Annotated in this window: 10 protein-coding genes and 1 riboswitch; of the genes, 7 read left to right on the top strand and 3 right to left on the bottom strand. The window is 36.4% G+C overall.

The window, feature by feature from the left end:
- The first annotated feature begins 67 nt into the window (after positions 1-67).
- The 3 genes from M1R53_RS06585 to M1R53_RS06575 all read left to right on the top strand — a co-directional run bounded on the left by M1R53_RS06585 (position 68) and on the right by M1R53_RS06575 (position 1,318).
- A complete protein-coding gene (locus M1R53_RS06585) occupies positions 68-631 on the top strand; it encodes a flavin reductase family protein (RefSeq protein WP_249242445.1) in 564 nt (187 codons plus the stop codon).
- Positions 632-670: 39 nt separating this feature from the next.
- Complete coding sequence (locus M1R53_RS06580; protein WP_249242444.1) at positions 671-847, top strand: hypothetical protein; 177 nt, start codon at positions 671-673, stop codon at positions 845-847.
- 123 nt (positions 848-970) lie between these two features.
- A complete protein-coding gene (locus tag M1R53_RS06575) occupies positions 971-1,318 on the top strand; it encodes a Spx/MgsR family RNA polymerase-binding regulatory protein (RefSeq protein ID WP_249242443.1) in 348 nt (115 codons plus the stop codon).
- A gap of 40 nt (positions 1,319-1,358) precedes the next feature.
- On the opposite strand, the gene M1R53_RS06570 is transcribed toward M1R53_RS06575, so the two are convergent.
- The gene (locus M1R53_RS06570) at positions 1,359-2,528 is read right to left on the bottom strand and encodes a glycoside hydrolase family 3 N-terminal domain-containing protein (RefSeq protein WP_249242442.1); all 1,170 of its coding nucleotides are present in this window, start codon (positions 2,526-2,528) and stop codon (positions 1,359-1,361) included.
- 1 nt (position 2,529) lies between these two features.
- Positions 2,530-3,168, bottom strand: a complete 639-nt coding sequence (trmB, locus tag M1R53_RS06565; protein WP_249242441.1) for a tRNA (guanosine(46)-N7)-methyltransferase TrmB — start codon at positions 3,166-3,168, stop codon at positions 2,530-2,532.
- Positions 3,169-3,250: 82 nt separating this feature from the next.
- Between trmB and ymfI the strand changes: the two genes are divergently transcribed.
- Positions 3,251-3,976 (top strand): elongation factor P 5-aminopentanone reductase, encoded by a 726-nt coding sequence (gene ymfI / locus M1R53_RS06560; RefSeq protein WP_249242440.1) that lies wholly within the window; start codon positions 3,251-3,253, stop codon positions 3,974-3,976.
- Positions 3,977-4,005: 29 nt separating this feature from the next.
- On the opposite strand, the gene M1R53_RS06555 is transcribed toward ymfI, so the two are convergent.
- Positions 4,006-5,640: a putative manganese-dependent inorganic diphosphatase gene (locus M1R53_RS06555; RefSeq protein WP_249242439.1), complete on the bottom strand. Its 1,635-nt coding sequence runs from the start codon at positions 5,638-5,640 to the stop codon at positions 4,006-4,008.
- Positions 5,641-5,785: 145 nt separating this feature from the next.
- Here M1R53_RS06555 and M1R53_RS06550 point away from each other — a divergent pair, with 145 nt between their 5' ends.
- From M1R53_RS06550 to rpoB, 3 genes are all read left to right on the top strand, one after another.
- Positions 5,786-7,144, top strand: coding sequence for an MATE family efflux transporter (locus M1R53_RS06550; protein ID WP_249242438.1), 1,359 nt, complete (start codon positions 5,786-5,788; stop codon positions 7,142-7,144).
- Between the two features lie 125 nt (positions 7,145-7,269).
- A riboswitch (SAM riboswitch) is annotated at positions 7,270-7,363 on the top strand.
- A gap of 103 nt (positions 7,364-7,466) precedes the next feature.
- Entirely contained in the window at positions 7,467-8,657 is a 1,191-nt protein-coding gene (gene metK, locus M1R53_RS06545; RefSeq protein WP_070598822.1) for a methionine adenosyltransferase, read from the top strand.
- 337 nt (positions 8,658-8,994) lie between these two features.
- Positions 8,995-12,837: a DNA-directed RNA polymerase subunit beta gene (gene rpoB, locus M1R53_RS06540; RefSeq protein WP_249242437.1), complete on the top strand. Its 3,843-nt coding sequence runs from the start codon at positions 8,995-8,997 to the stop codon at positions 12,835-12,837.
- Positions 12,838-12,858: the final 21 nt, after the last annotated feature.

Here is a 12,858-nt window from a genome sequence, read left to right as displayed (position 1 = left end):
GATTAAATTATAATATTTTGTAAAGCTTAAATTATTTTGGGTATATATCCAATAAGGAGTTGATATTATGAGGAAAAACTTGGGTGTTAAACCATATTTCATGCCGCTTCCTGTCTTGCTTGTGGCGACTTACAATGAGGACGGTACTGCGAACGCTATGAATGCGGCTTATGGTACTTTGGGTGATTTTACTAAGGTTTCCATTTACATTGGCAAGGGCAAGAGGACTATCATCAATGCTATGCGTGAAAAGGCTTTCACTGTGTCTTTTGCGGATGAGGCTCACATGGTCGATGCGGACTATGTTGGCATGACTAGCGGAAACAAGGTTCAAAACAAGCTTGCGAAGACTTCTTTTGAAGCGGCTAAGTCTGAGTTTGTTAACGCGCCTATCATCACTAACTTACCTATGACTATTGAGTGCGAGCTTATTGAATACGATGAAGTGAGTGAGAATCTTATTGGCGAGATTAAAAATATTTCTATTGATGAAAAATATCTTCTTGAAGATGGCTCTATTGACACAGCTAAGATGAATCTCATTTTTTACAACGCTTGTGAAAACACTTATAATTTATTGGGCGAAAAACTTGCGAAGGCTTATGATATTGGCAAGAAGCACTTAGATTAGATTTTAAATCAAGTTCAAACAATAAAAGGAGTTGCTACAATGGAAAAGAGGATTTATTTTATTTTAGGCCTTATTTTAATTTTAATTGGTAGAACAAAGGAATTTATAAATTATAAAGAATTTATTTTAGCAGGGGAAATAATTCTAGCAATAACTAGTTTATTTTTCTTTGCTGATTTTATTAAATTTCTCGATAAAAAATTTTTTAAAAAATAATTTTATTGAAGTGTGTAAATGTTTTTGAATTAGCTCTTTTCTTTAGTCTATAATACTATATATTAAAACGGGACTAATGATTTATTAAATATTTGGGTATATATCAATCAAGGAGTTGATTATATGATTCTTATTGGATACAAAAAATGCACTACATGTAAGGGCATTGAAAAGATGCTTGACGAAAAGGGCATAAAATACACTTACAGAGAGATTGACAAGGATATTCCGACTAAAGTGGAACTAAAGAAATGGCACAAGGCATCGGGTCTTGACATCAAGCGTTTCTTTAACACTTCGGGTCTTGTTTATAGGGATATGAATCTTAAGGACAAACTGGGCGATATGAGTGACGATGAAAAATACAAACTTCTATCGACTAATGGCATGCTTGTGAAAAGACCAATACTTATCAAGGATGATGGCTCTTTCGTGGCTGTGGGTCCTGATGTGAAAAAATATTTAGCGTAAAAAATTCGGACTGAGATAAAATCAGTCCGTTTTTATATGCTTATTTAATTATTCCTAAATTTATTTTTGCTCTTAATACGCGCAAAACGTGTTCGTCCAAGTCATTTTCTTTGATCTCGCCATTTGCCACAGCTTTTTTTACGGCGGAGATGTCATTAAGAAAGTCTGTGGAGCAAAGCATGTCGGCGCCTGATTTAATTGCAAGTACTGCGGCATTCTTCTTGCCAACAAATTTTTTCACGCCTTGCATTGCCAAATCATCTGTGATGATGACGCCATCAAAACCAAGCTTTTCTCTTAAAATTTTATGAACTGCTGGGGATATGGATGCCGGCGCACTTTTATCCATGGATTCTACTATGTTGTGTGAGACAAGTACCACGGGCGCTTTTGCCTCAATCCCTGCCTTGAATGGAAGAAAATCTTCTTTTTCAAATTTTGCCATCGGTCTTTTGTCGCGAACTAGATTTGTGTGGGTGTCTTTGTTATTGCCATAGCCTGGGAAATGTTTTAGGACGCTGCCCATGCGCGCTTCGTTCATCACGTTTACAACGCTTTTTACATATTCTGCAGTTTCTTTTGGGCTCTTAGCAAAGCTTCTTTTATATATAAAGTCATTTTTATTTGTAGAAATGTCTGCGACTGGCGCAAAATTTAGATTAATGCCTATACTTTTTAATAAATTTGATTTTTCTTTAGTATCTTTTTTAATTCTCTCCATGCCGCCATGTTTATACAAATATTGCGGTGAGGCAAATGGATATTTTCTGAAATTTTTATTCGTGCTCACACGATTGACTGTGCCGCCTTCTTCGTCCACAGCAATGAACATAGCGAGCTTAGAAGCGTTTTGGCACTCTTGAATATTTTTTATTACAGAATTTTTTGTTTTGCCCTTAAAATCCCTTCCAAATAATATATATCCGCCTAAATTATATTTTTTTGCAAGTGCAGTAGCATTTTTATCTGGGCAGCGCGCGATAAATATTTGTCCAATCTTTTCATCAAGTGACATATTTTCTAATATTTCTTCTTCTTTTGTTTTTTCTGGCACTTTTTTCTCTTCAGTTTGTTTTTTCTCGTCTATGATTTTTGTTTCATCAGATATTTTTGAATTATTTACTGAGTTTTCTTTAGTTTTTGATTTACACGCTATAAGCACAGCCATCGCCATAATAAAAACTAAGCTCATTAAAATTTTCTTTTTCATCTTATTTCACATTCCTTACAAGTATCGCCTTGATCTTCACATCTTGAGAACGCCACTTATTCTCGTACTCGCTGATGAAGTCATCTTGGAACTCATCTACAGCCAAATCATCTGTCTTGAAAATTATCTCGAAGCCTTCGCTTTCAAAATATTTTAGCGATGACTCATAAAGTCCTTGATCGTCGGTTTTGAGCCTAATCGTTCCATCACTCTTCAGAACTTTTTTATACATTTTTAATTGATCTGGATAAGTCAGTCTTCTTTTGTGCTGTTTGTTTTTTGGCCATGGATTAGGAAAATTTATATAAATCTCCTCGACCTCGTTCTCTTGGAAGTACTCGTCCACGTTTCTGATGTCAGCAAGGACTAGTCTTACGTTTGATGCGTCTTCTTCTTCAAGCATGCGCTTTGCATAAACAAGGCAGCCCTCTTCCATATCGATGCCGACAAAATTTTTATTTTTAAATGTATTTTTTAAATAATTAATAAAGCTGCCCATACCAGAGCCGAGCTCTAAATAAATTGGATTGTCATTGCCAAAATCTTCATGCCACTTGCCTTTGTTCTCCATGGGTCTATATCTAAAGATGGGGCTCTCTTTAAGTTCAGGCAGCGCCCACCATTTTTTTCTCATTCTCATTTTATCACCAAGATTAGTTTAGCATATGATGGCTAAAATTGCAAGTTTGTGATATAATGTTTATATAAGAGGAGGTATAATTATGTTAGCTCTTGTAAGTGGCGCATCTCGAGGCATTGGTAGGGCCATAGCGATTGAGTTTGCCAAAAAAGGTTATGATGTCTGTATCAATTACCATGAGCATGGTGATGAAGCGATGGAAATTTTAGAAGAAGTTAAAAAATATTCGAACGGCTTTGTTTATGGGGCAGATGTGTCAAATTATGAAGAAGTATCTAAATTAAAGGAAGAAATTTTTAAAAGATATAAAAAAATTGATGTGCTTGTGAATAATGCAGGCGTGGCTCTGACTAAGCTTGTGCAAGAAACGAGCGAAGATGAATATGATTATGTATTTAACACGAACATGAAGGGCGTTTTCAACATGACTAAGGCTTTTATAAAGCCGATGATACATGAGGGAGCGGGATGCATAATTAATGTAACAAGCATGTGGGGCGAGACGGGAGCCGCGATGGAGACGGTTTACAGTGCATCGAAGGGAGCTGTAATCGCTTTTACTAAGGCGGTCGCAAAAGAGGCGGCACCATCGGGTGTTAGAGTGAACGCAATAAGTTTGGGCTGCATAGCAACTGACATGATGAAAGTGTATTCAGAGGCTGAAATAGATATGCTTCGTGATGAAACGCCGCTTGAGATGATAGGAAGCGCAGAAGATGCAGCAAAGGCGGCAGTTTTTCTTGCATCACAGGACGCAAAATTCATTACAGGCGAAGTGCTTCGTGTGAACGGGGGATTTTATATATAATTTTACGCATAAACTAAAAAAGATAGGGACTATAAAGTCTCTATCTTTTTTGATATAGCAGGTATCATTTGTTTTTTTCTTGAAAGGAGTCCGTCAACTGTAAACTCGTTATCTACAAGCTCCTTGTCAAATGCAGCTGCGATATTTTCTTTGTATGAGCCTTGCACTAAAACTAGTGAATACTCTTTAAGTATATCAGTTATCATCAAAACAAAAGTATCTTCTTGATTTTTATCAATTGTTTCTCTCATTAAATTTAATAAATCATCTTTTCTCTTTTTCACTTCATCCATATCCATGGTCATGACTTGTGCTACACGAATTTTTTTCTTAGCGATATTAAATGATTTCACGTCCATCTTAAGCAAATCTTCACTCGCGACGTCCTTGATGCTAGCTGCTTCAGTAAACATCTCTATGGCGTAGACGTCTGGATCTATTCCGGCTATCGGAGCAAGAAGCTCTATCATTTTCGCGTCTGTTTTTGTGCTTGTCGGCGATTTTAATAAAAGTGTGTCTGAGATAATGGCTGAGATTAAAAGTCCAGCTATGTGCTTAGGAATTGCAATACCATTCTCAATAAACATCTTTGTAATTATGGTTGCTGTTGAGCCTAATGGTTCGTTCCTAAAGTATAGTGGAAGTTTTGTCTCGACGTTGGCAACTCTGTGATGATCGATGATTTCAAGTATTTCAGCTTCTTCTATGTCATCGACGGATTGAGTTCTTTCGTTATGATCGACTAAAATTATATTTTTTCTCTTGTCGCTTAATAAGTGATAGCGGCTAACTGTGTTTATAACTTTGCCGTCGTTGTCCAAAACTGGATAACAGCGGAATCTGTTTTTATTCATCTCTGCTTTAACGTCTGAAACAAAATCTTGTATGTGGAAGGTTTTGATGCCATCCTTTGTCATTGTATACGATACGGGCACGCTTAGTGGAAGTACTCTCGATGCCATGAAAGAATCATACTCTGTTGATATGATGCTGATGCCTTTTTCCTTCGCCATATTTAATATTTTCTCGCTTATTTTGAAACCGCCGGTCACTATCATGCAAGAGACATTTCTCTTGATAGCGTCCTCTTGAGCATCCTCTCTGTCGCCAAGTATAACTACATCGTCTTCTTCAATCCTATCTTCAATCATCTTTGGATCCATAGCGTAGATAGCCATGCGGCCAAGAGGTTTTCTGTAACCATCGTTAATTACGGTTCCTTTTAAAACTTCAACAACATTTTTAAATGGTGTATCAGCCTTGCTTAAAACTGTGTCGTCAAAAATATTGGTATAAATTTCTGTAATATCTTTTAAACCGATGATGCCACTCATCTTGCCACATTTATCAACAACTATGAGTACATAAGCGTTTTTCTCACGAAGTAAATTTATCGCTTCGTATAAAGAGGCGTCCTCAGCTATAAGCACGGCGTCATCAAGGTCAACGTCCTTTAATTTTATTTTCATCGTTGTTAATAGTTTTGGTTCATCTACGCCAAAATATTTTAAAACGAATTTTGTTTCTTTATTTAAATCTCCAAGCCTAACCGGCTTTGCCTCATATTTAGCAAGGCTATTGACAAGATAAGCGTAGGAGATGGAACTTGCAATTGAATCCGTATCGGGCACCTTATGGCCTGAGACGTAAACTTTTTTATTCATTAAATCACCTTCCATATTATATTCATATACTATAACACATTTGAAAGAAAAAATAAAGGATTATGTAAAAAAATTTAAAAAAGTCTTGAAAAAATTTTTCGATTGTAGTACAATTGATTGATATACACATAGAAAAGAGGGTAATATGTCAAAATCGTATCAAATAAATATGACTGAAGGAAATATACTTCCTAAAATAATAAAATTTTCAATACCTTTGATGCTCTCGGGCATGCTTCAACTGTTTTTTAACGCTGCTGATGTTATAGTTGTCGGTAGATATGCAGGTGATGAGGCTTTAGCCGCAGTTGGATCGACTGGCGCTTTGATAAATTTACTAATAAATTTATTCATAGGTATATCGATAGGCGCGAGCGTACTTATGGGTCAAGCGATAGGTGCAAGGGACTACAACGACGCGCAAGACTCATTACATACAGCGATGCTAACTGGATTTATAGGCGGCATCATCATGATTTTTGTCGGCCAAGTCGTGTCAAGACCTATGCTTGAATTAATGCAAACACCAGATGATGTCATTGAGCTTTCATCATTCTACATGAAGATATATTTTATGGGTATGCCGGGCTTTATGCTATACAATTTCGGCGCGGCGATACTTAGAGCAGCTGGCGACACAAAAAGACCGCTATACTATCTATTTGTTTCTGGCATAGTTAATGTCATTTTAAATTTATATTTTGTAATAGTTTTAAAAATGAGTGTAGATGGCGTTGCCTACGCTACAATTATTTCCGAAGCAATATCTGCCATACTTATAGTTATCTGTTTAATGAGAAGCGATGGCTATTTAAATTTAAGTTTGAGAAAGCTTAAAATAGACGGCAAAAAATTTATAGAGATGCTTAAGATAGGTATACCATCAGGTTTTACAGGGATAGTTTTTAGCGTATCAAACATGCTTATACAATCATCAATAAACTCTTTTGGCAAGCTTGTAATGGCTGCGAACACTGCGGCATCTAACTTAGAAGGCTTTGTGTATAACGCGATGAACTCCATCTATCAAACAGCTCTTGCCTTTGCCTCACAAAATATGGGCGCGAAAAAACTTGATAGAGTTGACGATGTTTTGAAAAAGTCCTTGCTTGTAGTAAGTGGCGTCGGATTATTCTTTGGTGTGGGTGCATATTTACTTGGAGAAATTTTACTAAGATTATATACACCAAATCAAGAAGTTATAGACATCGCCATGCTTAGACTTTTGGTTATAAGCACATCATATTTCTTGTGCGGCATCATGGACGTTTACTCAGGTGTTATACGCGGCATGGGATTTTCATTTACGCCGATGCTCGTATCGATGTTCTTTGTATGCGCATTCAGAGTTTTTTGGATATACACAATATTTGAGCGTTTTCACGAGCAATGGGTTTTATACATCTCATATCCTGTATCGTGGACTATAACCATAATCGCTTATTTCTTTACATATAAAATAGTAAGGAAAAAAGCAAAAGAAAAAATATTAAAGATGAGTTAATTTTAGGCAGTTTTATAGCTGCCTTTTATTTCGATTAGACAAAATATTTTAAGCTTTTAATATATTTTGAAAAAGTCCTTGACAAAGATTAATTTTATATATATAATAAGAAATGAACTTAATAAGTCTCATAAAGAGTGACGGAGGGAATAGGCCCTGTGAAGTCCGGCAACCTGCTAGCAAGGTGCCAAATCCTACAGCGCAGCTGAAAGATGAGAAGATGTAACCTTCAGCTATGAAGGTTTTTTTATTTTATAAGATGCGCCGCGATATAAATATTTTAAGCGGCTTTATATTAGAAAATATTAAAGGGAGGAAGATTATGTATAAAAAACTATTTACATCTGAATCGGTAACAGAAGGACATCCTGACAAAGTCTGTGACCAAATATCAGATGCGATACTAGATGCGATACTAGAAAAAGACCCAGAAGCAAGATGCGCGATCGAAACAACAGCATCAACTGGATATATTTTAGTATCTGGACAAATAACAACAAATTGCTATGTTGATATACAATCAGTAGCTAGAAAAGTTATAGCAGACATAGGTTATACTAGAGGAAAATTCGGTTTTGATGCAGAAAATTGCGCTGTACTTGTATCAATCGAAGAACAATCTAAGGATATAGCACTAGGTGTTGACAAAGCACTTGAGACTAAAGAGCACTCAAAAGATAAATATGATTTAATTGGTGCAGGCGACCAAGGTATGATGTTTGGCTACGCTTGTAACGAGACAGAAGTTTATATGCCACTTGCAATTTATCTATCACATAAATTAGCTAGAAAATTAGCTGAAGTTCGTAAAGATGGCACGCTGAATTATTTAAGACCAGATGGAAAAACACAAGTAACTGTTGAATATGACAATGGCAAGCCAAAGAGAGTTCATACTATAGTTGTATCAACACAGCACAAAGAAGGCGTTAGTCTTGAAAAGATAAGAAAAGATATCATCGAGAACGTTATAAAACCAGTTGTTGATCCAAAACTTATTGATGACGAAACAATCATCTACGTGAACCCAACAGGCAGATTCGTTATTGGTGGACCAAAAGGCGACACAGGTTTAACAGGCAGAAAGATTATCGTTGACACATACGGCGGTTACTGTAGACATGGCGGAGGAGCCTTCTCAGGAAAAGATGCTACAAAGGTTGATAGATCAGCATCATACGCAGTAAGACACGTTGCTAAAAATTTAGTAGCAGCAGGCCTTTGTGATAAATGCGAAATACAAGTTTCATACGCAATAGGCGTAGCTAAGCCAATATCCATAAACGTAGATACCTTTGGCACAGGCAAAATCGAAGAAGCAAAAATATTAGAGATAGTAGAAAAAGTATTTGATCTTCGTCCAGCCTTTATCATCGACTACTACGATTTAAGAAGACCAATCTTCCACAAGATTAGTAACTACGGCCACTTCGGACGTGACGATATAGATCTTCCGTGGGAAAGATTAGAAAAAGTTGATGAAATAAAAAAACTTCTAAAAGAATATAAATAATTAAAAAATATTATATATATAATAAGAAGAGAACTATGAGTAATTGCTCATAGTTCTTTTTTGCGTTAAAAGTCTTAGCGCATTATGATTTTTATATATTTAATTTAAAAGTCGATTTATGCGTGCTTTGATTTTTATAAAAATATTCGCAAGATAATCGTTTTAGCAATAATATAAAAAATTTTTAAATATTTATAAAAAAATGCTTGACATTTGTCTTGACTTATTATATAATTATAAATTGCATAATTAGGATTTAAAATGGGTTTTTATTCTCAAAATCTTAGTTTAGGGTACGACATATAGTAGGTTATTTTTATAAGGGGTGAATATTTGGATGCTACATCCTGTTGAAAACGGAAAAAGAACTAGAATGAGTTATTCTAGAATAAAAGAAGCTTGCGAGATGCCAAATTTTATTGAGGTACAAACTGCATCGTTTGACTGGTTCTTAAAAGATGGTTTAAAGGAAGCTTTTGATGACATATCACCTATTGATGACAATGGTGGTAGCTTAGTATTGGAGTTTGTTAACTACAGTATAGGTAAAGAATTAAAATATACTGAAGAAGAGTCCAGAATAAAGGATACAAACTACAGTGCTCCTCTTAGAGCAAAGGTTAGATTGATTAATAAAGATACTGGAGAGGTTAAAGAGCAAGAAGTATTTATGGGAGATATACCTATCATGACTGATAAGGGTACTTTCATAATCAATGGTGGAGAAAGGGTTGTTGTTTCACAAGTCGTTCGTTCGCCAGGCTGCTACTACAAGAAGGAAATCAATAAGAATGGCGAGCTTGATTACAGCGCAACTATCATACCAAACCGTGGTGCTTGGCTTGAATTTGAAACTGATGCAAGTGGCGCTTTATATGTAAAGATTGATAAGAACAGAAAAGTTATCATCACATCACTTCTTAGAGCTTTAGGAATTGTTTCTGATCTTGAAATTGTTGAAACATTAGGCGAAACTAATGATTTATTGACAACTCTTGAAAAAGATACTGCAAAGACTCAAGATGAGGCTTTGATTGAAATCTACAAGAGATTAAGACCAGGCGAACCAGAAGCTGTAGATAGTGCCAAATCACTACTTAATAATCTATTCTTCGACCCTAAGAGATACGACCTAGCAAAAGTCGGAAGATATAAGTTTAACAAGAAGTTATCTATAGCAAGAAGGATTGAAAATCACAAGCTTGCAGTAGATGCAGTTAACCCTATCACAGGCGAATTAATCTATGAAAAGGGAACTCTTCTTGATAGACCTATGGCGCAAAAGATTGAAGACAATTTTGTCAATACTATCGACATAGTTTTGGACAATGGTGAAGAGATCAGAGTTGTAGGTAATAACTTTGTTAAGCCAGAAGCTTTTGATACAAAAGTTAATTTTGAAGAGCTTGGACTTAAGGATAAGATTTACGCACCATTAATGCATGAACTTATGGACGAAGCTAAGGATGATGAAGAGCTTAAAAACTTAATCATAGAAAATATAAAAGAAATATCTCCAAAGAGAATTGAAATTGATGACATAATAAGTGCTATCAACTACCAATTCAACTTAATGCGCGGCGTTGGTCAATTTGACAACATCGACCACTTAGGTAACAGACGTGTAAGAAGCGTTGGTGAACTTTTACAAAACCAATTCAGAATCGGTCTTTCCAGAATGGAGAGAGTTATTCGTGAAAGAATGACTACACAAGACCCTGAAGCTGCTACTCCACAAAGTCTTATCAATATAAGACCAGTAGTTGCCTCTCTTAAGGAATTCTTCGGTTCATCACAACTTTCACAATTCATGGACCAAACCAACCCTCTTAGCGAGTTAACTCACAAGAGAAGAATGTCTGCTTTAGGACCTGGAGGACTTTCAAGGGACAGAGCAGGATTTGAAGTAAGAGACATTCACAACTCACAATACGCTAGAATGTGCCCTATAGAGACACCAGAAGGACCAAACATCGGTCTTATCACATCACTTGCATCATTTGCAAGGATCAATGAATATGGTTTTATCGAAGCTCCTTATAGAAAGGTAGAAAAAGGTACAGGAAGAGTTACTGATGAGATTGAATATATCAGCGCTGATGTTGAAGACGAGTGTATCATAGCTCAAGCGAACGAACCAATTGATTCAAAAGGATATTTCAAAAACGATATCATAGTTGCTAGAAGTAAGGCTGAAAACGATACCTTGATGGACATGTTCAGAAAAGAAGAAATCGATTACATGGACGTTTCACCTAGACAAATAGTTTCAGTTGGTACAGCGATGATACCTTTCTTGGAAAACGACGACGCGAACCGTGCGCTAATGGGTTCAAACATGCAAAGACAAGCAGTTCCACTACTTATGACAGAAGCACCTATCGTTGCGACTGGTATTGAGTACAAGGCTGCTAAGGACTCTGGTGTATGTGTTGTTGCGAAAAATGACGGTATCGTTAAAAAAGTTGATGCGAAGAGCATAGTTATTGAAAATAAAGACAAAAATATTGATTCATATAAATTAATCAAATTTACAAGTTCTAACCAAGGCACTACTATTAACCAAAGACCTATAGTTCAAGCGGGAGAAAAGGTTAAGAAAGGCGATGTTATTGCTGACGGACCAAGCACTAACCTTGGTGAAATGTCACTAGGTAAGAACATTTTGGTAGCGTTTATGACTTGGGAAGGCTACAATTACGAAGACGCGATATTAATTAACGAAAGACTTGTTTATGAAGACGTATTGACATCTATCCATATAGAAGAATATGAGTCAGAATCAAGAGATACAAAGCTTGGACCTGAAGAGATAACTAGAGATATACCAAACACTAGTGATGAACTTCTAAAGAACCTTGACAAAGACGGTATCATAAGAATTGGTGCTGAAGTTAAGGCTGGAGACATCTTAGTTGGTAAGGTTACTCCAAAGGGAGAAAAGGATTTACCTGCTGAAGAAAGACTACTAAGAGCTATATTCGGAGAAAAGTCAAGAGAAGTAAGAGATACATCTCTTAAGGTGCCTCACGGAGAAGCGGGCATAGTAGTTGACGTTAAGGAATTTACAAGGGAAAATGCTGATGAGCTTGCTCCTGGCGTAAATAGAATGGTTAGAGTATATATCGCTACAAAGAGAAAGATATCCGTTGGGGACAAGATGTGCGGTAGACATGGTAACAAGGGCGTTATTTCAAGAATACTTCCTGAAGAGGATATGCCATACTTACCAGACGGCACACCACTACAAATCTTACTAAACCCAATGGGTGTACCATCTCGTATGAACCTTGGACAAGTACTTGAAGTTCACTTGGGTATGGCGGCTAAAAAGCTTGGTATGTACGTTTCAACACCAGTATTTGACGGTGCGAATGAAAACGATATACTTGAAGCACTTGATAAAGCAGGATATCCAAAGAGCGGTAAAATTTATCTAAGAGACGGTAGAACAGGAAAATTATTTGATAATCCAGTAACGGTTGGTTACATGTATATGCTTAAGCTTCACCACTTGGTTGACGAAAAGATTCACGCAAGAAGCATTGGACCATACTCACTAGTTACTCAACAACCACTAGGCGGTAAAGCACAATTTGGTGGACAAAGATTCGGGGAAATGGAAGTTTGGGCTCTTGAAGGTTATGGTGCAAGCCATGTTCTTCAAGAAATACTAACTGTTAAGTCCGATGATATCAATGGCCGTGTTAAGACATATGAAGCCATAGTTAAAGGAAAGAATATTCCAGAACCAGGTATACCTGAATCATTCAAGGTATTAGTAAAAGAACTTCAAAGTTTACTTCTTGACGTTAAGGTACTTGACCAAGACGATAACGAGATGGAACTTGATGATGAAGATGATTTCATGAACGAAAGAGAAATCATTGCAGGCGACTTCAAGAGCATGGATACTGATTACAAGGATGATGAAGAATTTGTTAACTTCTTCGATGAAGAATCATCAAAGGGCTTAAATGACGATGATGAAGAAGATTTAGACGAAGAAGATTTTGATGATGAAACAGATGAAGACCTTGAAGAAGATATAGAAGAAAATTTAGATGAAATAGACGATATAGATGAAGAGGATTTGGACATCGACGACGATCTAGACATAGGCAGCGACATCGACGAGATTGATGAAGACCTAGATCTAGATGACGATAGTTCTTTGTAGAAAGACAAGGAGGAAGGTAAT

The sequence above is a fragment of the Fenollaria massiliensis genome (genome assembly GCF_023347705.1).
Lineage (GTDB): Bacteria > Bacillota > Clostridia > Tissierellales > Peptoniphilaceae > Fenollaria > Fenollaria massiliensis.
This window is presented reverse-complemented; position numbering and strand designations above follow the sequence as displayed.